This window comes from Streptomyces sp. NPDC002886 (assembly GCF_042888445.1).
In the GTDB taxonomy this organism is placed as follows: domain Bacteria; phylum Actinomycetota; class Actinomycetes; order Streptomycetales; family Streptomycetaceae; genus Streptomyces.
The window spans coordinates 1,002,298-1,023,066 of the sequence record NZ_JBIAPV010000001.1 but is presented as its reverse complement, the minus strand read 5'-3'; the positions used below and the strand labels follow the sequence as shown (position 1 = coordinate 1,023,066).

Genomic DNA, 20,769 nt, shown 5'->3' with positions numbered 1-20,769 from the left:
TCCCGCACCCCTACTTGAAGGGGATGGGCTCGTAGCACTTGAACGGTACGGAGACCTCGTACGCGCCGTTCTTCAGCTGGACGAGCGCCCCGCAGCCGAAGCTGTCCTTCTGGCCCTTGGGCTCGGCGCGGTTGCCGACGAGGGTGTCGGTGTCGGAGAAGCCCTGCGCGGCGGCCTGGAAGGACTCGACGGTCAGGCCCTTGCCCGCCTTCTGCGCGATGGACACGAACAGGTCGGCCGACATGTACCCGGTCAGCATGTGCATGTTGAGCGGCACTTCCAGCCCGCCCGACGCGGCCTTGATGTCGGCCTTGAACTGGGCCATCTTCGGGTTCGTCGACTCGAACGGCTCGAACTGGAGCAGGACGTGCACGCCGTCGAGGGCCTGCTTGGTGGCGTCCTTGGCGAGCAGACCCGGGTCGTAGTCGGTCGGGTCGGAGAGCAGGCCCTTGTACCCGCTGCGCTTGAGCGAGGTGAACAGCCCGATGTTGTTGGGGGTCTGCATGACGGATACGACCGCGTCCGGGGCCTTCCCGTCGTTGCTCCCGAGGATCTCCTTGACGTACGCCGACCAGTCGCTCGGCACGGCGGTGCCGGGCACCGAGGCCTTGGCGTAGGAGACCTTGAACCCGGCGCTGGTGAAGCCCTGCTGGAAGGTGCGCACGCCGAACTTTCCGGCGTCGCTGTCGTTGGCGATGATCGCGACCGACTTGCCCGCGGCGCCGCCGAGGATCTGGGCGATGCCCTCCGGCCAGGTCTGGTTGATGGTGCCGCCGGGGGTGGGGACGAGGCAGCCGTTGAATCCGTAGATGTACTTGGGGCCGCAGAAAGAGGGGAGCGTGCCCCAGCCGAAGGTGGGCACCTTCTCCTGCTCCAGGAAGTCGGCGCCGCTGAAGGTGACCGAACTCATGGGGGAGATCGCGAAGACCTTGTCCTGCTGCACGAGTTTGCGGGCCGCGGCCAGATTCTTGGCGGGGTCCTGCCCGTCGTCCTCGGCGCCGATGTAGTCGATCTTGAGACCGTTGATCCCGCCCTCGGCGTTGGCCCTCATGTAGCGGGCCTTCGCCCCGAGGTCGGTGGCCTTCTTGCTGTAGCCGCTGGCGCTGGTCATCGACACGATGCCGCCGACCTTGATGGAGTCGGCGGTCACCCCGCGGGAATTGCCGCCGGCCACTCCCGGCTTGTCGGTGGAGGTGCCGTTGGAGGCGGAGTTGCAGGCGGAGACGAGCGCGAGCGCCGCCGCCGCGGCGGCCAGGGTGCGGATCGGTCGCAACATGTGGTGGATCCCCTCCGGTCGGAATCCCCGCATTCTGTGCGTGACCTGACGCATCGTCAATATCAACGACAAGTAAAGTGACGACCCGTCAGGTAACGGTTCGGGCCGTGGGCGTGATCGCGGCGGGCCGGGCCGGCGGCGCCCGTCAGGACGGGTAGAGGGCCGCCACCTCCTTGGCGTAGACCTTCTCTATGGCCCGCCGCTTCAGCTTCAGCGAGGGCGTCAGCAGCCCCCGTTCCTCGGTGAACTGCTCGCCGAGGACGCGGAACGTGCGGATCGACTCGGCCTGGGAGACCAGCGTGTTGGCCGCCACCACCGACCGGCGGACCTCCGCCGTCAGATCGGGGTCCAGCACCAGCTCCGCCTCCGGCAGCCGGGGGCGGCCGCGCATCGCCAGCCAGTGCGCGACCCCCTCCATGTCCAGGGTGAGCAAGGCCGCGATGTACGGCCGGTCGTTGCCCACCAGGACGCACTGCGAGACGAGCGGATGCGAGCGGACCCGCTCCTCCAGGGCGGCCGGCGCGACGCTCTTGCCGTTGGAGGTCACCAGGATCTCCTTCTTGCGCCCGGTGATCGTGAGGTACCCGTCCGCGTCGAGACGTCCCAGGTCCCCCGTCGCCAGCCAGCCGTCCCGCAGGACGGCCTCCGTGGCGTGCGGGTCGTTCAGGTACCCGGAGAAGACGTGGGCGCCCCGGAGCCAGATCTCCCCGTCGTCGGCGATGTGCACCGTGCCGCCGGGGATCGGCCGCCCGACGGTGCCGTACTTGACGGCCCCGGGAGGATTCGCGGTCGCCGCCGCGCAGGACTCCGTCAGCCCGTAGCCCTCGAAGACCGTGACCCCGGCGCCCTCGAAGAACAGCCCCAGCCGGCGCGACATCGCGGAGCCGCCCGACATCGCGTACCGCACCCGGCCGCCCAGCGCCTCGCGGACCTTCCCGTACACCAGCTTCTCGAAGAGCTGGTGCTCCACGCGCAGCTTCGCCGAGGGCCCCGGCCCGACGCCGAACGCCCGCTGCTCGCGCGCCTCCGCGTACCGTACGGCCGTGTCCACCGCCCGGTCGAAGGGCCCCGTCCGGCCCTCGCTCTCGGCCTTGCGGCGCGCGGCGGCGAAGACCTTCTCGAAGACGTACGGCACCCCGAGCACGAACGTGGGCCGGAACGCGGCGAGGTCCGGCAGGAGTTCGGCCGCCGCCAGCACCGGCTGGTGTCCGAGCTTCACCCGGGCGCGGACGGCCGCCACCTCCACCATCCGCCCGAAGACGTGGGCGAGCGGCAGGAACAGCAGAGTGGAGGGCTGCTCACCGGGCCCGGCCCGGAAGACGGACTCCCAGCGGGTCACCATCGTGTCGGCCTCGAACATGAAATTGCCGTGGGTCAGCACACAGCCCTTGGGGCGTCCGGTGGTCCCCGAGGTGTAGATGACGGTGGCCGTCGCATCGGGCGTCACGGCGCTCCGGTGGCGGTGCACGACGTCCTCGGCGACCTGGAGCCCGTCCTGGACGAGCCCGTCCACGGCGCCGGCGTCCAGCTGCCACAGCCGGCGCAGCATCGGCAGCCGCTCGATCACCGACCCGACGGTCATGGCCTGGTCCTCGTCCTCCACCACGCAGGCCGTGCACTCGGAGTCGTAGAGGATCCAGTGCACCTGCTCGGCGGAGGACGAGGGGTAGACGGGGACGGGCTGGGCTCCGATCGCCCACAGGGCGAAGTCGAAGAGCGTCCACTCGTACCGGGTGCGGGACATGATCGCGACCCGGTCCCCGAAGCGGATGCCCTGTGCCAGCAGCCCCTTGGCGAGCCCGAGCACCTCGGAGGCCAGCTCGCCGGAGGTCACGTCCCCCCAGACCCCGTCCGACTTCCGGCCGAGCACGACCCGGCCGGGGTCCTCGTGGGCGTGCAGGAAGACGGCATCGGCCAGACCGCCGACGGGCGAGCCCGTGACGACCGGCGGGACGGTGGTCTCGTGCAAGGCCCGCTCCTCTCCGTACGGCGCGGCGACGCTATCCCACGCCCACCCGCCGGTGATCACGGAAGGCAGACCTCCACAAGACCTCCCCAGCGGTGCGGACGGGTGGTGCGCTCACGTGGCGTGGTCAGGCGGTGTGGCCTGTGGTGCGGTCAGGCGGTGCCCTTGGCGGTGACCACGGCAAGGTTGAAGTCCACCGGGCCGAGCACCCCGTAGAGCCGCAGCCACAACCCCATCAGGGCCTCGGTGGCGCGGGCGCTCGACAGGTCGCCGAGATCGGTGATCTGCTCGGGCGCCCAGCCGAAGGAACGCAGGAGCGCGGTGGTCTCGGCCTTGGCGTCGGCGTCGTCGCCGCTCACGAACACGGTGTGGTGGCCCGGTACCCGGCTCGGCTCGACCATCACCGCGTTGTTCATGGTGTTGAGCGTCTTGACGATCCGCGCCTCGGGGAACGCCTTCTGGAGCTGCTCTGCGACGCTGTGGCCGTCCGGGGTGACCACCCGGGGCGGGAACCCCTCCGAGAAGTCCAGCCCGTTGGAGACGTCCACGACGGTCTTGCCGCGGAGGTTGCCGGCCCCGGCGGCCTCCAGCACGGCGAGGGAGACCAGCCCGCCGGTCGCGTTGACGACGAGCTCGGCGCGGGCGGCGGCATCGGCGAAGGTCCCGTGGCCACCGCCCGTCTCGGCGGCCCACCGCGCGGCTTCGGCGTTGTCCGCCGTCCGGGACCCCATCGTGACCTCGTGCCCGACCGCGACCAGCTTCCCCGCCAGCCGCTGGCCGACCTCGCCCGTACCCAGTACCGCGATCTTCACGTGCGTCCCCCTGCTCGTTCTGTTCGTTCTGTTCTTTCCCTACGAATTCCCGCCACACCGCTCCCGGTTGGCGTACGGCGACCCTAAACGCACGGCGTCGCGAACGGCAGCACATTCGGCCCGGCGGCCGTTCGGGTTACCAGGTCAGGAGAGTGGGGGCGCGACCTCGGCCGCGGTCCACTCCACCGCCTCGCCGAGCCGGCCGGCCGCGACGGGCAGCCACATCGCGCAGGTCGCAAGGCCCGCCTCGGCCAACTGCCCAGGTCGTCGACGACGCTCGCCGCGGCGACCCCGAGGGGCCGCCACGGCCGCGGGGATCCCGGGCGGGGCGAGGAACGCCGCCAAGGCGAGGACCAGCCGGTCGCGAGCGCGCGCAGCCGGCGCCGCACGTCCGCGACCTCCGCCGCGTCGGCGCCGGCGCCGTACCAGCCGTCGCCGAACCTCAGCGCGCGGCGCAGGGCGGCGTCCCTGCTGCCGCCGACCCACCGGGGCGGGCCCCCGGGGGCGACCGGCGGCACGCCCAGGCGTGCGGCGCGCAGGGGCGTGAACGGCCCGTCGAAACCGCTGGTCCGGCGCGATCACAGGGCCCGGGCGGCCGCGAGATGGCCGTCGGTGCGGGTGCCGCGCTCGCCGGCGGGGATCCCGACGGCGTCGAACTCCTCCGGGTTCCAGCCGACGCCGACTCCCAGGAGCAGGCAGCCGCCGGACACGACGTCGAGGGTGGCTGCCCGGTTGGCGAGCACCAGCGCCGGATGGGAGGGCGGGACGAGCACCGACGCCAGCAGCCGCAGCCGGCTGGTGGTGCCCGCGACGGCAGACAACAGGACCAGCGGGTAGGTGTCGAGGCCGAACCCGCTGTCCAGGAGACGGTTCCCGACCGCGACGTGATCGAAGCCCCTCTCCTCGGCGCGGAGCACGCAGCGCCCGTCGTCGAGCGGCCGGAGCGGCGGGAGGGAGACGCCGAGGTACGGCGAGGGCATGGAACGGCCGTCCGGCGAGATCCGACGCCGACCGACCGCACACCCGGCCGCCGCCCATGCGCTCGCCGCCAACTCCCGTGACACGCGGATCCATTCCACCAGCCGCCGCTGAGCCCCCGGCGGGACCACGGGCCAGGAAGCGCCGCCGCCCGGAGGATCTCCCGTCGGGGGAGCGGTCCCGGTCCGCCGGCCGCTGGCTTGGGGGCGGGCCCCGACCGCAAGCCGCACTGAGGGTCCCGGCTGCGCCGCACGGGCTGCGCCGCACGGGCTGCGCCGCACGGGCTGCGCAGCCCGTGCCGCGCAGCCCGTGCCGCGCCGCCGCCCGGAGGATCTCCGGTCAGGGGGAGCGGTCCCGGTCCGCCGGCCGCTGCCTCGGGGGCGGGCCCCGACCGCGAGCCGTACTGCGGGTCCCGGCTGCGCCGCACGGGCTGCGGGGCAGCCCGGCTGCGCCGCACGGGCTGCGCGGCGCCCCGTTACGCCGCGCGCGTCAGGCGGTCCGCGCCCGACAGGATTGCCGCGGCCAGGGCTTCCGCGGCCGCTGAGCTGCGGGGGCCCCGTAGGAGGGCGAACTCCACCGTTCCGAGGTCCGGGAGGCCGCCCACGCGGACCAGGCCCGGTGGGATGAGTCCGCGGGTGTGGGCCATCACGCCCAGCCCCGCCCGCGCCGCCGCGATCAGGCCGCTCAGGCTGCCGCTCGTACACGCGATCCGCCACGGCCGCCCGTCCGCCTGCAACACGTCCAGCGCCCGCGCCCGCGTGATGCCCGGCGGCGGGAAGACGATCAGCGGAACCGGCCGGTCCGGGTCCACCCGCAGCCCCTCCGCCCCGATCCACACCATCCGGTCCCGCCACACCAGCCGGCCCCGCTCATCGCCGTCCCCGCGCCGCTTGGCGAGTACGAGGTCCAGCCGCCCCGCGTCCAGCCGCTCGTGCAGGGTCCCCGACAGCTCGACGGACAGCTCCAGCTCCACCTCGGGGTGCTCGTGCCGGAAGGCCTCCAGGATCTCCGGCAGCCGGGTCAGCACGAAGTCCTCGGAGGCGCCGAAGCGCAGCCGGCCCCGGATCCGCGTCCCGGCGAAGAAGGCCGCCGCGCGCTCGTGCGCCTCCAGGATCGAGCGGGCGAAGCCGAGCAGCGCCTCGCCGTCCTCCGTGAGTTCCACGCTGTGGGTGTCGCGCAGGAAGAGGGGCCGGCCGGTGGCCTCCTCCAGCCGGCGCACGTGCTGGCTGACCGTGGACTGGCGGACGCCGAGCCGGGCGGCGGCCTGCGTGAAGCTCAGGGTCTGGGCGACGGTGAGGAAAGTGCGCAGCTGAACGGGGTCGTACACACCGCCCACCCTACTCCCGCTCATCACGTTCCGTGATGACAGTGAGAGTGGTGTACGGGATTCCCGATCACCACCTGACCCCCGAAGATGGAAGGGAAACCGAGTCCGACTCCGCCTTTGCCCCTAGGCCGTCTCTTTTTCGGATCTTGCTCGGCCGACAAGATCCGAAAGAGACGGCCCAGCCCTCCCACCGTCAGCAAGTGAGCATCCGCATGCGCCGCCCGCACCTTCCCGCCCGGCTCCCCGTGGACCCGTTCATCATGGGTCTGCTCGCCACCGTCGGCCTCGCCGCCCTGCTGCCCGCCCGCGGCGCGGCCGCCTCCGTGGCCGAGGCCGCCTCCACGGCGGCGGTGGCCCTGCTCTTCTTCCTCTACGGCGCCCGGCTCTCCACCCGTGAGGCCCTCGACGGCATGCGCCACTGGCGGCTCCACCTCACCGTGCTCGCCTCCACCTTCCTGCTCTTCCCGCTCCTGGGCCTCGCCGCGCACGCCCTGGTCCCCACCGTCCTCACGCCGCCCCTCTACAGCGGCCTGCTCTTCCTCTGCCTGGTCCCCTCGACCATCCAGTCCTCCATCGCCTTCACCTCGATCGCCCGCGGCAACGTCCCGGCCGCGATCTGCGCGGGCTCCTTCTCCAGCCTCATCGGCATCTTCCTGACCCCCGTCCTCGCCGCCGGCCTGCTCGGCAACAGCGCGGGCGGCTTCTCCCTCGACTCGCTGGTGAAGATCGTCCTCCAGCTGCTCCTGCCGTTCCTCCTCGGCCAGGCCCTGCGCCCCTGGGTCGGCGGCTTCCTCGTCCGCAACAGATCGGTCCTCGGCCGCGTCGACCGCGGCTCGATCCTGCTCGTCGTCTACACCGCCTTCAGCGCCGGCATGGTCGCGGGGATCTGGCACCAGGTCAGCCTCCCGCGCCTCGGCGGTCTGATGGCCGTGGAGGCGGCCATCCTCGCCGTGATGCTGCTGGTCACCTGGTACGGGGCCAAGCGCCTCGGATTCACCCGTGAGGACCGGATCGCCATCCAGTTCGCGGGGTCGAAGAAGAGCCTGGCCGCCGGACTCCCCATGGCCAGCGTGCTGTTCGGAGCGCAGGCGAGCCTCGCCGTGCTGCCGCTGATGCTCTTCCACCAGATGCAGCTGATGGTCTGTGCGGTACTGGCCCGCCGCCGCGCGCGGGACCCGCGGGCCACGGAGCGGACGGAACTCGCCGCCGGGCATGTGGCGGAGGTCTCGCACACCCCACAACACCCGGTCCCGCAGGCCCGGTAACGTGCGGCGGTGACCTGGATACGCCCGCTCTCCGCCCATGCCCCGCGCCCCTGCACCCTGGTGGTCTGCCGGGGATGCTGCTGCGGCGACCCCGTCAAGAACCCCGGCACCGACCACGTGGGACAACTGGCCCGGCTGCGCGAGGCCGCGGCGGCCTCCGACGGGCGCCTGGCCGTCCGTACGTCCGACTGCCTCGGCCCGTGCGCGCAGGCCAACGTCATCGTGGTCCAGCCCACCACGGAGGCCCGCCGCAGGGGCGCCCGCGCGGTGTGGTTCGGCTGGGCCCTGGACGACACGGCCACCGACGAGATCATCGCCTGGGCCGGAGCGGGCGGCCCCGGGGCCACCCCGCTCCCGGCGACCCTCGACCTGCACCGCATCGACCCCCCGGAACCGAAGCCGGCCGAGCCCGCTTCCCGCCGGGGCCGCCGCAAGCGGTGATCGGGGCGGTGTAAGGGCGGAGGGTCTCTGGGGGCGGAAGGCGTTAGAGCGAGGAAATGTCCGGTTCTTCTAGGTTCTGGGTGTCAGCAAGAAACCCCGAACCACCAGGGAGCACCCCATGAAGCTCAACAAGCGCATCGCCGCCGTCTCCGCCGCCGCTCTGCTCGCCACGCTCGCCCTCGGCGGAGCCGCCAACGCCGCGGACAACGCGAACGGCGCCGCCAAGGACGGCTCTGCTCACAGCCGCACGATCGAGGCCCCGGTGGGCACCCCGCACGTGGCCGCTAAGAAGATCGAGCCCGCGTCCAAGGGCAACCCGTACAGCCAGACCATCGAGGCCCCGGCGGGCACCGAGCACACCGGCGCCGGACACCTGGCCGAGAAGTAGCCCGTACGGGGCAGGGGCGGGGGCCGCACGACGGCCCCCACCCCTGCCCCGTCGGCGCACTGGCTGGCCGGGCCCCCGCCGGACCGCGGGTCACGCCGTCAGGTCGATCCGCTCCTCGCCCGCGTAGATGTTCATGTCCCCGCCCCGCAGGAACCCGACCAGCGTCAGCCCCGACTCCACTGCCAGGTCCACCGCGAGCGAGGACGGCGCGGAGACGGCCGCCAGTACGGGAATGCCCGCCATCACGGCCTTCTGCGCCAGCTCGAAGGAGGCCCGCCCCGACACCAGCAGGACGGAGCCCGCCAGCGGCAGCCGCCCGGCCTGCAGCGCCCGGCCGACGATCTTGTCCACCGCGTTGTGCCGCCCCACGTCCTCCCGTACGTCGATCAGCTCGCCCCCCGCCGAGAACAGCCCGGCGCCGTGCAGGGCGCCCGTACGCTCGAAGACCTTCTGCTCCGCGCGCAGCCGGTCCGGCAGCTCCCCCAGGAGTCGCGCGCCCACCCGTACCGGATCGTCCGCGAGCCCCGGGAACCGCGTCGCGGTGCGCACCGCGTCCAGGCTGGCCTTCCCGCACAGGCCGCAGGAGGAGGTGGTGTAGACGTTCCGCTCCAGCGTGATGTCGGGCACCGGAACTCCGGCGGCGAGCTGCACGTTCACCACGTTGTAGGTGTTCGATCCGTCCTCGGTGGCACCCTCGCAGTAGGTCACGGCCCGGACGTCCGACGCCGAGGCGAGCACGCCCTCACTGGCCAGGAAGCCCACGGCCAGCGCGAAATCGTCGCCCGGGGTGCGCATCGTGATGGCCAGCGGTTTGCCGTTCAGCCGTATCTCCAGCGGCTCTTCGGCCACCAGGGTGTCCGCCCGGGCCCCTGCGACGCCGCCCCGGATCCGGAGGACGCGACGGCGTTCGGTGACCCGTCCCATGTGATCAGTCCACCCGTTCTGTTCTCGTCGTACGCCTGGAGCACCCATTCTCCCGGATCCGCCCCGGGCACCTTCCCGGGCTGGAGCACCCTCGGGAAGCTCCAAATTCCGGGCACTGAATCCTGTCGGGTCACGCGCCCGTGTACCCATCAGTAGCAGGCAAAGCTGGTAAATCCTGACTGCCTTACAAGGGGGGACCCCGCCCATGACCGGTTCACGCGTGGTGGCGCTAGGGCACTACCAGCCCTCGAAGGTGCTCACCAATGAGGACCTCGCCACCATGGTGGACACCAACGACGAGTGGATCCGGTCCCGCGTCGGGATCAAGACCCGGCACATGGCCGGACCCGACGAGCCGGTCGACGAGCTGGCCTACCAGGCCGCGGGCAAGGCGCTCGCGAGCGCCGGTCTGACCCCGGACGACATCGACCTCGTCCTCGTCGCCACCTCCACCGCGATCGACCGTTCCCCCAACATGGCGGCCCGCGTCGCGGCCAAGCTCGGGATGGGCTCCAGCCCCGCCGTGATGGACATCAACGTCGTCTGCTCGGGCTTCACCCACGCCCTGGCCACCGCCGACCACGCGATCCGGGCCGGCGCCGCCACCCGGGCCCTGGTCATCGGGGCGGACAAGATGACCGAGATCACCGACTGGACCGACCGCACCACCTGCGTCCTGACCGGCGACGGCGCCGGCGCGGCCGTCGTCGAGGCCTGCGAGGAGCCCGGTATCGGCCCGGTCCTGTGGGGCTCGGTGCCCTCGATGGGCAACGCCGTCCGCATCGAGGGCACGCCGCCGGTCTTCGCCCAGGAGGGCCAGTCCGTCTACCGCTGGACCACCAGCCAGCTCCCCCCGCTCGCCCGCAAGGTCTGCGAGAAGGCCGGGATCACCCCGGAGGACCTGGCCGCGGTCGTCCTCCACCAGGCGAACCTGCGGATCATCGAGCCGCTCGCCTCGAAGATCGGCGCCGTCAACGCCGTCGTCGCCCGCGATGTGGTCGACTCCGGCAACACCTCGGCCGCCTCCATCCCGATGGCCCTGTCCAAGCTGGTCGAGCGCGGCGAGATCCCCTCCGGGGCGCCCGTCCTCCTCTTCGGCTTCGGCGGCAACCTTTCCTACGCCGGCCAGGTCATCAGCTGCCCGTAGCGCCCGCGCCGGAACGCGCGGTGGGCTCGGCTCCGGCCGGGTCCACGGCGGTGTCGGCGGCGGTGTCGGCGGGGGTGCCTGCGGCCCGGGCCTCCGCCGCCAGCGCGGCCACCAGGACGAGGACCAGCGCGGTCAGCTGCCAGACCGCCCCGATCCGCATGCCCGCCGCGGCGGTCGCCAGGACGGGCGCCACCGCGAGCGCCCGGAACCGTACCGGCCGGATGCCCAGCACCAGCCGGAAGGCGACGTCCCCGGCCAGATAGCAGGCGACCCCGCCCGCGAGCGCGAGGGCGGGCCCGGCCGGCAGCTCCTCGCCCAGGTGCCCGATGCTCTTCTTCACGCCCGCCGAGAAGGCGGCGATGCCCAGCAGCATCGGGATGAAGCAGTAGTAGTACGCGCGCAGCGCCAGCTTGAAACGCCTGTCCGGGGTCGTGTTCGTGAAGACGTGCTCGGCACGCCCCTCGTCGCGCACGAAGTACATCCACCACAGCGCGGCCCCGACGGCCAGCGTCAGGAACGCGCCGACGATGATCCCGAAGGTCAGCGGCAGCGAGCCCACCCCGATGCCGACCGCGATGATCGACTCGCCGAACACGATGATCAGCAGCAGCCCGTGCCGTTCCACGAAGTGCGCGGCGCCGATCCCCCCGAGCTGCTCCTCGATGGTCTTCCCCTCGGCGGCTTCGGCGGCCCCGGAGGCCGTCGCCCGCCGCGAGATGGCGGGCGTGACGAACTGGAACAGCAGGGCCAGGGCCCACAGGCCCAGGGCCGCCGCCCCGTCGAAGAGCCCGGCGGCGGTGACCGACAGCGCGGACAGCGCGTTCGGCATCGCGAACCACAGCACCCCGCGCCCGTGCGCCTGGCTGTACAGCGCGCTGTGAGTGATCACGACGACCAGGTAGCCGAGCCCGAAGGCGACCCCGCCGTCCCCGAAGGCCGTCGGCACGGCCAGGGCGCACACCAGGAACGCCCCCATGGCGAGCAGGATCAGCAGGCGGCGCACGGGCCGGTCGGGCGGTACCTGATTGGTGAGGTACGCGTAGCCGCCGTACATCCAGAACAGCACCGTGAAGATCAGCAGCACCCGCCCGGCGCCGCGCGGGGTGAGGTCGTCCGCGAGCAGCACCGTCAGCTGGGTGATGGTGAAGACGAAGACGAGGTCGAAGAAGAGCTCCAGCGTGCTGACGCGATGCTCGGACTCCATAGGTGATTCCCCCCTGAACTCGGATATGCGGCGCCCATCCGATCGCCTCGGCCCGCCCAAGTCCACCCGGTATCAGCATCCGGGAGTCCCAGCGCGGTGAGACGATGCGTCTCGCTCCGTCCGTACCGCCGGGCCTCGGGCATGCCCGCAGGTCAGCGCGGCGCGTCGGACCCGGCCCGGTCGAAATACCTGGTCGGAACCCCGTCGAACCTTTGCTATTGTTGTCCATGTCGCCGCGGGAAACCGGGGCCGACCACCTAGTCCGGGTGGCGGAATGGCAGACGCGCTAGCTTGAGGTGCTAGTGCCCTTTATCGGGCGTGGGGGTTCAAGTCCCCCCTCGGACACAAGAGGTCAACCGACCCAACAGAGCCGGTCAAAGCGACTGAACGTCGCTTTGACCGGCTCTGTCGTTGTGCGTGAACGTGATCTGGCCCCCTGCGCCTCGCAGGGGGCCAGATCTAGCGGGCGTGGGCGATCCGGAAGGACCCGGCCCGCCGGCGGCGTCAGTCGGTGGCGGGGCCCGCGGGCCCGACCAGGCGGCTCAGGTACTCGGGCAGGTCCACGCCGGGGGTGATGTCCTCGGCCGGGACCGGCGTTCCGTAGCTCCGGAGCAGCGGGATCCGGCCCGACCAGTGGGGCAGGCCCGCGTCCCGGGGTTCGTCGGCCGGGCCGCCGACGCGGGACTTCGCGGACACCTCGTTCAGGTCGAGGCGCAGTACGGCGACATCGTCCAGTTCCTCGGCGCTCGGCGGGCGGGTGTCCGAGGAGCGGCCCGGGACCACGTGCTCCACGATCGCCCGCAGCGCGCGGCCCTTCTCCTCGGGGTCGGTGACCGGGTGTGCGACGCCGTGGGCCACGACGGAGCGGTAGTTCACGGAGTGCCGGAAGGCGGACCGGCCCAGGATCAGCCCGTCCAGGTGGGTGACGGTCACGCAGACGTCCAGGCCGGCCCCGGCCAGGCGCACCGGCCCGGAGTGCACCGAGCCGTGCAGGTAGAGGTGCTCGCCGACCCGGGCGTAGAGGGTGGGCAGGACCACGGGCAGGCCGTCGCGGACGAAGCCCAGGTGGCACACGAAGGCCTCGTCGAGGATCGAGTGGACCAGGTTCCGGTCGTAGGACGCCCACTGCCGCATCCGGCCGGGGATGGTCCGCTCGGTCGGTGCGTACGAGCCCGTGGGGGCGGCGGGGCGGTCGGGTGTGCTCTTCACGGGACCTCCGTATGTGTGACGTTTCGTCATTTTTTCGTCAGTAGAGCGCATGACAAGGTGGGCCCATGATCAGACACCCCACCGCCGGGCCGGTTCCCTGGCCGGCCGCGGCGCCGGTCCACGGGGATCTCCGCGCGGCGAAGGCGCTCGTCTACGACCCCTGCGGGTTCACCTGCTCGCAGCCCGTTCCGGAAGCCGAGAGCGCCGAGTACGCCGCCCACACCTTCACGCTCGACGGGATCGCCGTCCGCTACCGCACGGCCAGGACGACGCCCACCAAGACGGGCCAGTTCGTCACCGTGTGGAAGAGGTCCCCGGACGGGCCCATCCAGCCCTTCGACGTCGCCGACGCCGTCGACCTCTTCGTCGTCGGCTCCCGCGGCCTCGACCGAGCCGAATTCGGGCAGTTCGTCTTCCCCAAGGACGTGCTCCGCCGGTACGGGGTCCTCTCGGTGAACGGCTCCGGCGGCAAGCGGGCCTTCCGCGTCTACCCGCCCTGGGCGACGACCGCCAACCGGTCGGCCGCCGCGGCGCAGGCCTGGCAGCTCGACCACTTCCTGCACCTTCCGGGGGACCGTCCCGCCGATCCGGCCCGCGCCCGCGCCCTCCATGGACTCAGTGCCGCCGGCCATTGCCCGGGAGCCGGCAGTGGGTGAAGATCGGCACGCCGGAATCTTCTTCCTCAGGAGGGGTGCGTGTCCGAAGTCAAGGCCGAACTCGACCAGCTGATGCGGCTGTTCCTCGGAGCCTTCGCCAACGCCGACGGCGGGCGGCCTGATCTGGGCGCCGTCCGCGAGGTGTTCATCCCCCAGGGGATGATCATCAAGAACATCGGGGCCGAGCCCGTGATCTACGACCTCGACGGATTCATCGAGCCGCGGGAGAAGATCCTCACCGACGGGACGCTGACGGAGTTCCGTGAATGGGAGGTCGCCGAGCGGACCGAGATCTTCGGGTCGATCGCGCACCGGTTCAGCGAGTACCGCAAGTCCGGATACCTCGACGGGGTGTGGTTCGAGGGCACCGGCCACAAGACCACGCAGTACGTCCGGACCCCCGACGGCTGGCGGATGAGCGCGATGGCCTGGGACGACGTCGCCCCGTAGCGCCTCGGTGCGCGCGCCCGCGGCCCCGTAGCCCCGTACGACGGACCGGCCCCCCGCGGACGGCGGGGGGCCGGACGTGTGGAGGGAGCGGTTACGCGACCGGCTGCTGCTGGGTCACGCAGTGGATGCCGCCCCCGCCCCCGCCCAGGCTGTCGGTGTTCAGCTGTACGACGACCCGGCCGGGGAAGAGCTGCTGGAGGGTCGCCTTGGCCGCGGCGTCGGCCCGGGTGTCACCGAACTGCGAGGAGATCACCGCACCGTTGCACACGTAGTAGTTGGCGTACGAGGCCACGAAGTCGGGGTTCGTGGAGCGGATCCGGTTGTAGTCGGGGCCCTGGAGTTTGGTGACCGCGATCGGGCTGCCCTGGGCGCTGGTGGAGGTGGACAGGATCTGGTACTGCTCGCGCGCGTCCTTGGCCCAGATGTCGTTGTCGCTCGCGAGCGGCATCTGGACCAGGCCCCGGCCCGCTTCGAGGAACCGGGACGTGGCGTCGACGTGGTCGTCGGTGATGTCCTGGCCGGAGATGCCCTTGAACCAGATCACCTTGGACGCGCCGTAGGCGGCGCACATGCCCGCCTCCAGCTGCGCCTGGCTCTTGTTGGGATTGCGGTTGGAGTTGATGAGGGAACTGCGCGTGGCCATGAGCGTGCCGGCGCCGTCCGTCTCCACCGAGCCGCCCTCGCCGACGAACGAGGTGGTGCTGAACGCCACCCCGGCGTAGGCGGCGACACGGCCCGCCACCAGGGCGTCCTTGGCGTGGCTCTGCTTGTTGCCCCAGCCGTTGAAGTTGGTGCCGAACGCGTCCACGCCGCCCGCCCCGTTGGTGCGGAACACCGGGCCGGTGTCACGTATCCAACAGTCGTCGACGGGGATCGTGCTGATGACGGTGACCGACGTCCCGCAGGCGCTCTTCGCCTTGGAGACGCTCGCGGGGTTGGCGAGCATCACGACCGGTTCGTACTTCGCGATGGTCTTCGCGATGAGCGCGATGTTGGCCTGCACCCCCGAGAGCTGGTTGCCCCAGATGGAGGTCCGGTCGGGCCACGCCATCCAGGTCCGGGTGTGCCGGACGGTCTCGCACGGTACGGCGAAGGCCCCGGCCGCCGAGGCCGCCGGCCGGCCGGCCGCGGAGGCCTGCCCGCCCACCGATGCCAGTGCGGCGCCCGCGACCGTGAGGCCGGCCGCGGCCAGGAATCCTCTCCTGTCCAGCTTCCCTGCTACATGCTCGTTCATCTCTGATCTCCGATCAGTCAACCGTGGATGCGCGATGGCGTGGAACGGGTGAACCGATGGGTCGCGGGCGCCGACGCACCCGCGACCCCCCTCACAAGGCGCGGCGCGCGGCGGCGATGCTCCGGGGGTCCCACCCCGGGCGGGGTACGGACTCCAGGAGCAGGCGCGTATAAGGGTGCTGGGGGTTGGCGAGGACCTCCTGCGTCGGACCCGACTCGACGATCCGGCCGCTCCGCATGACGATCACGTCATCGGTCACGCAGCGCACGACGCCGAGGTCATGGGTGATGAACAGGTAGCCGATGCCGGTCTGTTCGCGGATGTCGAAGAGCAGGTTCAGGATCTGCGCCTGCACCGAGACGTCCAGGGCGGCCACCGCTTCGTCGAGGACGAGGACGGCGGGCTCGACCGCCAGCGCACGGGCGATCGCCACGCGCTGGCGCTGCCCTCCCGACAACTGCCGGGGCAGTGCGTCCGCCTCGCGGGAACCGAGGCCGACCTGGTCGAGCAGTTCGGTGATCCGGCGCGCGTGGTCGGCGCCGGGGAAATGCAGGGCGAGGGTCTCCCGCAGGGCCGCGCCCACGGTGGTGCGCGGGTCCAGGGACAGGAAAGGGTCCTGGAAGACCATCTGCACCTCACGGGCCCGTGCGAGCCGGCGCGCCTTGCCGCGCGCGTGGTCGCCCCGGTCGCGGCCGTGGATCAGTACCCGGCCCTCGTCCGCGTGTTCCAGGCCACGATGCGGGCCGTGGTCGTCTTGCCCGAACCGGACTCGCCGACGATGCCCAGGGAACCGCCCTCGGGCAGCCGGAACGACACGTCGTCCACGGCCCGGACGTTTCCGTAGGTCCGGTGCAGGCCCAGGACCTCCAGGACGGTCTTCGTGGCGGCGGTCGTGGTGCCGGCGCTCGTGCCGGTGGCGGTGCTCATGGGTGGAGTTCCTTCTGCTGTGTCCCGGTCCGCTGTGTCCCAGCCCGTTGACGTTCCCGCTCGGCCATCAGCTCGCCGTGGTGGCAGGAGGCGAGCCGGTCCGGCGCACCGGCGAGCGGCAGCAGCGCCGGAGCCTCGCGGGTGCACACCTCGGTCGCGAGCACGCAGCGCGCGGCGAAGGGGCATCCGCTGAGCTCCTCCCGCAGGCTCGGCGGCCGGCCCTCGATCGCGGCGAGCCGCCCGCGGGGAGCGTCCAGCCGCGGGGTGGAGTTCAGCAGGGCCGCCGTGTACGGGTGCCGGGGCCGGGCGAACAGCTCGGCCGCCGGGCCCGATTCCACGATCCGGCCCGCGTACATCACGTACACCCGGTCGCTGATCGCGGCGGCGAGGCCGAGGTCGTGGGTGACGAACAGCAGCCCCGTGCCGAAGCGGTCGCGCAGGTCGCCGAGGAGGCCGATGACCTCGGCCTGCGAGGTGACGTCCAGTGCCGTGGTGGGTTCGTCGGCGAGGATCAGGGCGGGATCGCCCATCAGCGCGGCCGCGATCACGACCCGTTGCAGCATGCCGCCGGACAGCTGTCCGGGGTACTTGCGCAGCGCGTCCGCCGTGAGACCGACGGCCTCCAGCATGGCCACCGCCCGGTCCTCGGCGACCGCCTTGGTCGCCTTGGCGTTCAGCCGCAGGCTCTCCGTGAGGAAGTCGCCGACCCGGCGCATCGGATTGACCGCCGCCCGGGGGTCCTGGAAGATCATGGCCGCCGTGCTGGTGCGCAGCACCCTCAGCCGGCCCGGTGACATGGTGAGCACGTCGTCCCCGGCGACCCGCACCTCGCCCTCCGTACGGGCCCCTTCGGGCAGCAGCCGCAGCACGCTGCGCGAGGTCAGGCTCTTGCCCGAGCCGGACTCGCCGACCAGCGCCACGGTCTCCCGCGGGCCGACGGTGAGCCCGACGCCGTCGAGGACGGGCCGGACGGCCCCCGGCAGGTGCAGCCGCAGGCCCTCGATCTCAAGGGTGTTCAGTCCGGTCGGCGCCGTCTGCGTGTTCTGCGTGCTCGGTGCGTTCATCGCGCCCTCCTGGCGACCTTGTCGGCCCAGGCCTCGCCGACGACGTTGAAGGCGACCACGGTCAGCACGATGGCCAGGCACGGCACGATCGCGGAGAGCGGGTAGCCGGCCTGGATGGCGGCGTTGCCGTCGAAGACCATGCGGCCCCAGTCCGGGGTCAGGGCCGGTACGCCCAGCCCGAGGAAGGCGAGGCCGGCCAGGTCGATCAGGGCGTAGCCGAAGTTGATCGCGGACTGCGCGAGGACGACGGGCATGACCGCGGGGACCACGTGGCGCAGGCAGATCTGCGCCCCCGAGTGTCCTTGCACCCGGTACGCCTCGACGTAGGGGCGGGCGCGCTCGGCGAGCACGAGGGAGCGGGTCAGCCGGCTGACGTACGGCAGGTAGGCGATGGCCAGGGCGATGACGGGGGCGAGCAGGCCCTCGCCGTAGACCGAGACGATCAGGATGGCCAGCAGCATGCCGGGGAAGGCGAAGACCAGCTCGGTGCTGCGGGAGAGCACCGAGTCCAGCCAGCCGCCCCGCCAGGCGGCGGCGGTGCCGATCGCCACGCCGGCCACGGTGGAGAAGGTGACCACGCCGAGCGGGCCGAGGAGCGAGGTGCGGGCGCCCAGGGCCAGCCGGGAGAAGGTGTCGCGCCCGGAGGCGTCGACGCCGAGGAGGTGATCGGCGGAGGGGCCCGCCAGGGCGTTCGCGAGGTCCACGGCGTTGGGGTCGTAGGGCGCGATCCAGGGGGCGAGCACCGCGACGAGCACGACGACGGCGACGAAGCCCGTACAGAACAGGGAGAGGGGGGCGCGGGAGGTCCGGAGCCGGGCGAGGCCCGGCCGGCGCACCAGGACGGAGCTCACGAGGCCTTCTTCGCGGGGCCGAGGGTGACCCGGGGATCGACCAGCGGATGGAGCAGGTCGACGACGAGGTTCACCGTCATGAACAGCGCGACCATGATGAGGGAGATGGCCTGCACGGTGGGGAAGTCCTTGGTGGTGGTGGAGAGTTCGAGGAGCTGGCCGATGCCGCCCACACTGAAGGCGGACTCCACCAGAATGGTGCAGACCAGCAGGGTGGAGACGATGAGGCCGCCGGTGGTGAGCACGGTGCCCAGGGCGTTGCGGAAGACGTGCCGCCGGATGACCTGGCTCGTGGAGACGCCCCGGCTGCGGGCGACCGTGACGTGCTCCTGGCCGAGGACTTCGAGCATCGCGGCCCGGGTGACCCGGGCGAGCATGCCGATCAGGTAGAGCGCCAGGGCGACGGCGGGCAGGGTCAGGTGCCAGAGCATCCCCCCGAAGCCCTCGCCGGCGCCGCCGGTCGGGAACCAGCCCAGCTTCACCGCGAACAGGCCCTGCAGCAGGACCGCCGCGACGAACGAGGGGGTGCCGATGGCGACGGTTGTCGTCACCAGGATCGTGGAGTCGGCGGCCCCGCCGCGGACGGCGCCGATCCAGCCCAGGACCAGCCCGAACACGAGGACCAGTACGAGCGCCATCGAGATCAGCATCAGGGTGTTGGGCAGCCGGTCCGCGAGCAGCCGCGACACGTCCGTGCGGTACGTGATCGAGCGGCCGAAGTCGCCCTGCACCACCTGGCCGAGCCAGCTGAGGTAGCGCACCGCGAAGGGGTCGTCCAGGTGGTAGTGCTCATTGATCGCCTGCAGTGCCTCCGGGGAGGCCGAGCGGCCGCCCAGGAGGAAGCTCGCCGGGTTGCCCGGAGCCAGGTACAGCGCGCCGAAGATCACGAAGGAGGCGCCGAGCAGGGTGGCGGCCATCTCGGCCAGCCGCCGTACGGCGAAGCGCAGGAAACTCATCGCGCGGCCGCCCCGACGTCGGCGGCCCACGGGTAGTACAGGTACGAGATGGTGGTGGGCGCGCCGGTGATCCGCTTGTTCAGGAACACCGCGGTCGGCCACTCGGCGACCGGGATCCACAGGACCTGGTCGGAGGCCTTCTTCTGGAGTTCGGCGGCGGCCGAGAAGCGCTTGGCCGGGTCGGACTCGGCGCGGGCCTTGTCGGCCAGCGCGTCGTAGGACGGGTCGCTGTAGCCGGCGTAGTTCTGGTAGGCCCCGGTCTGGAAGTTGCTCAGCAGGTCCATCGGGTCGGTGATGGAGTCGTAGTACGTCTCCGGGAACATGTCGATGCCCTCGCGCGCGGCCGGGTCCGTGAAGAGCGAGGTGAAGGCGTTGGGCGCGATGGTCTTCAGCTGGATCTTCAGGCCGATCTTGGTGCCGGCGTCCTGGATCGCGGTGGCCAGCACCGAGACGTCCTGGCCGATCGAGCTGGTGGCCACGGTCAGCGTCTTGCCGGTGGCGCCGGCCTCCTCGATCATCCGCTTGGCCGCCTCGACGTTCTGGTCGGGGGAGGGCAGCGTGTCGAAGGCGGAGGCGCGGACGGCGGCGGGCGCGCCGGCCCAGATCGCCTTGGTGGTGAGCGAGCTGGTGACGGTGCCCGCGCCGCCCAGGCCCGCCTTGACGAAGCCGCGGCGGTCCAGGGCCAGGGCCAGGGCCCGGCGGACGCGGACGTCGCCGAGCGCGCCCTTCATGCTCGTCACGTTGACGTTGACGGTGCTGAGGCCCTCGCCGAAGTAGAGGGTGCCGGAGCCGCCGGCGCGCAGCCGGTCGTAGCTCTCGGTGGGGATCAGGTAGCCGCCGTCGGCCTCGCCGCTCAGCAGGGCGTTCGTCCGGGCGTTGGGGTCGGTGAGGAAGGTGAAGACGGCCTTCGCGGACTTGGCCTTGGTGCCCCAGTAGCCGTCGAAGCGCTGGAGCTCGATCGACTGGCCCTTGCTCCAGGTGCCCAGCTTGAAGGGGCCGGTGCAGTCCAGGCTGCCGGTGGTGCCGTAGTCCTCGCCCGCCTTCTCCACCCCGGCCTTGGAGGCCACGACGCCGGCGGCGGTCGCCATGTACTGGGGGAACTGCGAGTCGGGCTGCTTCAGCTTGACGGTCACCTGGAGCGGGCCGGTCTTGGTGACGGTCTCGACGTTGGAGAAGTTGCTGTTCCAGGCGGCCCCGTTCGCCGGGTCCATCTGACGGCCCAGGCTGTAGACCACGTCGTCGGCGGTCAGTACACCGCCGTCGTGGAAGCGCACGCCCGCGCGCAGGTCGTAGACCCAGGTCAGGTCATTGGGGTGGGTGGCCTTCTCGGCCAGTCCCGGAGCCATGGTGAGCTGCGGGGTCCACCGCATCAGGCTTTCGCAGACGTTCGACAGGATCGTGTTCGCCGGGTAGTCGAAGGCCGAGATGTAGTCCAGCGTCGGCGGTTCCGCGTACACGGCCCAGGTGAACGAGTCGAGCTCGCCCGCGGGGGCGGGGGTGCCGGCGGACAGCTTGAAGGCCGTGTCCTTCCCGCTCCCGCCGTCCTTCGGCGGGCCGGAGCAGGCGGCGACCAGGCTGAGGGCGGCCAGCGCGGCGACGGGGAGCGCGTACCGGCGCGAGGCGGGCGGGCGCGGGGCGGCCGGGCGGCCGGCGGACCTGGTGGCTCTGGACCAGGGAAGGGATCTGGGCATCGG

18 protein-coding genes, 1 tRNA gene and 2 pseudogenes are annotated in these 20,769 nt (G+C 72.0%); 7 read left to right on the top strand and 14 right to left on the bottom strand.

From position 1 onward, the window contains the following. Positions 1–10 precede the first annotated feature (10 nt). The 5 genes and pseudogenes from ACFYYB_RS04640 to ACFYYB_RS04620 all read right to left on the bottom strand — a co-directional run bounded on the left by ACFYYB_RS04640 (position 11) and on the right by ACFYYB_RS04620 (position 6,359). Positions 11–1,276, bottom strand: a complete 1,266-nt coding sequence (locus ACFYYB_RS04640) for an ABC transporter substrate-binding protein (RefSeq protein ID WP_389433175.1) — start codon at positions 1,274–1,276, stop codon at positions 11–13. A 145-nt stretch (positions 1,277–1,421) separates the two neighbouring features. Beyond that, the gene (locus tag ACFYYB_RS04635) at positions 1,422–3,245 is read right to left on the bottom strand and encodes an AMP-dependent synthetase/ligase (protein ID WP_389433174.1); all 1,824 of its coding nucleotides are present in this window, start codon (positions 3,243–3,245) and stop codon (positions 1,422–1,424) included. A 149-nt stretch (positions 3,246–3,394) separates the two neighbouring features. Then, positions 3,395–4,054 (bottom strand): NADPH-dependent F420 reductase, encoded by a 660-nt coding sequence (locus ACFYYB_RS04630; RefSeq protein WP_389433173.1) that lies wholly within the window; start codon positions 4,052–4,054, stop codon positions 3,395–3,397. Positions 4,055–4,137: 83 nt separating this feature from the next. Continuing rightward, a pseudogene (locus tag ACFYYB_RS04625) lies at positions 4,138–5,034 on the bottom strand (LLM class flavin-dependent oxidoreductase). 473 nt (positions 5,035–5,507) lie between these two features. Next, entirely contained in the window at positions 5,508–6,359 is an 852-nt protein-coding gene (locus ACFYYB_RS04620; RefSeq protein WP_250740698.1) for a LysR substrate-binding domain-containing protein, read from the bottom strand. Between the two features lie 212 nt (positions 6,360–6,571). On the opposite strand from ACFYYB_RS04620, the gene ACFYYB_RS04615 reads away from it, so the two are divergent. The 3 genes from ACFYYB_RS04615 (at position 6,572) to ACFYYB_RS04605 (ending at position 8,453) form a co-directional block, all read left to right on the top strand. Beyond that, the gene (locus tag ACFYYB_RS04615) at positions 6,572–7,624 is read left to right on the top strand and encodes a bile acid:sodium symporter family protein (protein ID WP_389433464.1); all 1,053 of its coding nucleotides are present in this window, start codon (positions 6,572–6,574) and stop codon (positions 7,622–7,624) included. Between the two features lie 9 nt (positions 7,625–7,633). Next, a complete protein-coding gene (locus ACFYYB_RS04610; protein ID WP_389433172.1) occupies positions 7,634–8,065 on the top strand; it encodes a (2Fe-2S) ferredoxin domain-containing protein in 432 nt (143 codons plus the stop codon). Positions 8,066–8,183: 118 nt separating this feature from the next. Further along, complete coding sequence (locus ACFYYB_RS04605) at positions 8,184–8,453, top strand: hypothetical protein (RefSeq protein WP_389433171.1); 270 nt, start codon at positions 8,184–8,186, stop codon at positions 8,451–8,453. Positions 8,454–8,543: 90 nt separating this feature from the next. On the opposite strand, the gene fdhD is transcribed toward ACFYYB_RS04605, so the two are convergent. Then, positions 8,544–9,377 (bottom strand): formate dehydrogenase accessory sulfurtransferase FdhD, encoded by an 834-nt coding sequence (gene fdhD / locus ACFYYB_RS04600; protein WP_389433170.1) that lies wholly within the window; start codon positions 9,375–9,377, stop codon positions 8,544–8,546. 205 nt (positions 9,378–9,582) lie between these two features. On the opposite strand from fdhD, the gene ACFYYB_RS04595 reads away from it, so the two are divergent. Beyond that, positions 9,583–10,524: a beta-ketoacyl-ACP synthase III gene (locus ACFYYB_RS04595; protein ID WP_389433169.1), complete on the top strand. Its 942-nt coding sequence runs from the start codon at positions 9,583–9,585 to the stop codon at positions 10,522–10,524. Here the strand turns inward: ACFYYB_RS04595 and ACFYYB_RS04590 are convergent. Further along, positions 10,511–11,728 (bottom strand): low temperature requirement protein A, encoded by a 1,218-nt coding sequence (locus tag ACFYYB_RS04590; protein ID WP_389433168.1) that lies wholly within the window; start codon positions 11,726–11,728, stop codon positions 10,511–10,513. The genes ACFYYB_RS04595 and ACFYYB_RS04590 overlap by 14 nt on opposite strands. 260 nt (positions 11,729–11,988) lie before the next feature. On the opposite strand from ACFYYB_RS04590, the gene ACFYYB_RS04585 reads away from it, so the two are divergent. Continuing rightward, positions 11,989–12,073, top strand: a tRNA-Leu gene (locus ACFYYB_RS04585). Positions 12,074–12,232: 159 nt separating this feature from the next. Here the strand turns inward: ACFYYB_RS04585 and ACFYYB_RS04580 are convergent. Then, positions 12,233–12,967, bottom strand: a complete 735-nt coding sequence (locus ACFYYB_RS04580; protein ID WP_389433167.1) for a pyridoxamine 5'-phosphate oxidase family protein — start codon at positions 12,965–12,967, stop codon at positions 12,233–12,235. Positions 12,968–13,002: 35 nt separating this feature from the next. Here ACFYYB_RS04580 and ACFYYB_RS04575 point away from each other — a divergent pair, with 35 nt between their 5' ends. After that, positions 13,003–13,593, top strand: coding sequence for a MepB family protein (locus tag ACFYYB_RS04575; protein WP_389433166.1), 591 nt, complete (start codon positions 13,003–13,005; stop codon positions 13,591–13,593). Positions 13,594–13,632: 39 nt separating this feature from the next. After that, complete coding sequence (locus ACFYYB_RS04570; RefSeq protein ID WP_389433165.1) at positions 13,633–14,043, top strand: DUF4440 domain-containing protein; 411 nt, start codon at positions 13,633–13,635, stop codon at positions 14,041–14,043. A 91-nt stretch (positions 14,044–14,134) separates the two neighbouring features. Here ACFYYB_RS04570 and ACFYYB_RS04565 read toward each other — a convergent pair whose 3' ends face one another. From ACFYYB_RS04565 to ACFYYB_RS04540, 6 genes and pseudogenes are all read right to left on the bottom strand, one after another. Continuing rightward, the gene (locus ACFYYB_RS04565; protein WP_389433164.1) at positions 14,135–15,277 is read right to left on the bottom strand and encodes an agmatine/peptidylarginine deiminase; all 1,143 of its coding nucleotides are present in this window, start codon (positions 15,275–15,277) and stop codon (positions 14,135–14,137) included. Between the two features lie 91 nt (positions 15,278–15,368). Beyond that, a pseudogene (locus tag ACFYYB_RS04560) lies at positions 15,369–16,204 on the bottom strand (ABC transporter ATP-binding protein). Continuing rightward, the gene (locus ACFYYB_RS04555; protein WP_389433163.1) at positions 16,201–17,268 is read right to left on the bottom strand and encodes an ABC transporter ATP-binding protein; all 1,068 of its coding nucleotides are present in this window, start codon (positions 17,266–17,268) and stop codon (positions 16,201–16,203) included. The pseudogene ACFYYB_RS04560 and the gene ACFYYB_RS04555 overlap by 4 nt, the downstream one beginning before the upstream one ends. Further along, a complete protein-coding gene (locus tag ACFYYB_RS04550; protein WP_389433162.1) occupies positions 17,265–18,119 on the bottom strand; it encodes an ABC transporter permease in 855 nt (284 codons plus the stop codon). The genes ACFYYB_RS04555 and ACFYYB_RS04550 overlap by 4 nt, the downstream gene beginning before the upstream one ends. Next, positions 18,116–19,075, bottom strand: a complete 960-nt coding sequence (locus ACFYYB_RS04545) for an ABC transporter permease (protein ID WP_389433161.1) — start codon at positions 19,073–19,075, stop codon at positions 18,116–18,118. The genes ACFYYB_RS04550 and ACFYYB_RS04545 overlap by 4 nt, the downstream gene beginning before the upstream one ends. Next, complete coding sequence (locus ACFYYB_RS04540) at positions 19,072–20,766, bottom strand: ABC transporter substrate-binding protein (protein WP_389433160.1); 1,695 nt, start codon at positions 20,764–20,766, stop codon at positions 19,072–19,074. Before ACFYYB_RS04540 ends, ACFYYB_RS04545 begins: the two co-directional genes overlap by 4 nt. Positions 20,767–20,769: the final 3 nt, after the last annotated feature.

Coding starts and splice junctions, on each gene's coding strand:
- ACFYYB_RS04640 (WP_389433175.1), bottom strand. CDS start 1,276: ATGTTGCGACCGATCCGCACCCTGGCCGCCGCGGCGGCGGCGCTCGCG.
- ACFYYB_RS04615 (WP_389433464.1), top strand. CDS start 6,572: ATGCGCCGCCCGCACCTTCCCGCCCGGCTCCCCGTGGACCCGTTCATC.
- ACFYYB_RS04605 (WP_389433171.1), top strand. CDS start 8,184: ATGAAGCTCAACAAGCGCATCGCCGCCGTCTCCGCCGCCGCTCTGCTC.
- fdhD (WP_389433170.1), bottom strand. CDS start 9,377: ATGGGACGGGTCACCGAACGCCGTCGCGTCCTCCGGATCCGGGGCGGC.
- ACFYYB_RS04595 (WP_389433169.1), top strand. CDS start 9,583: ATGACCGGTTCACGCGTGGTGGCGCTAGGGCACTACCAGCCCTCGAAG.
- ACFYYB_RS04590 (WP_389433168.1), bottom strand. CDS start 11,728: ATGGAGTCCGAGCATCGCGTCAGCACGCTGGAGCTCTTCTTCGACCTC.
- ACFYYB_RS04580 (WP_389433167.1), bottom strand. CDS start 12,967: ATGACGAAACGTCACACATACGGAGGTCCCGTGAAGAGCACACCCGAC.
- ACFYYB_RS04575 (WP_389433166.1), top strand. CDS start 13,003: ATGATCAGACACCCCACCGCCGGGCCGGTTCCCTGGCCGGCCGCGGCG.
- ACFYYB_RS04565 (WP_389433164.1), bottom strand. CDS start 15,277: ATGAACGAGCATGTAGCAGGGAAGCTGGACAGGAGAGGATTCCTGGCC.
- ACFYYB_RS04555 (WP_389433163.1), bottom strand. CDS start 17,268: ATGAACGCACCGAGCACGCAGAACACGCAGACGGCGCCGACCGGACTG.
- ACFYYB_RS04545 (WP_389433161.1), bottom strand. CDS start 19,075: ATGAGTTTCCTGCGCTTCGCCGTACGGCGGCTGGCCGAGATGGCCGCC.
- ACFYYB_RS04540 (WP_389433160.1), bottom strand. CDS start 20,766: ATGCCCAGATCCCTTCCCTGGTCCAGAGCCACCAGGTCCGCCGGCCGC.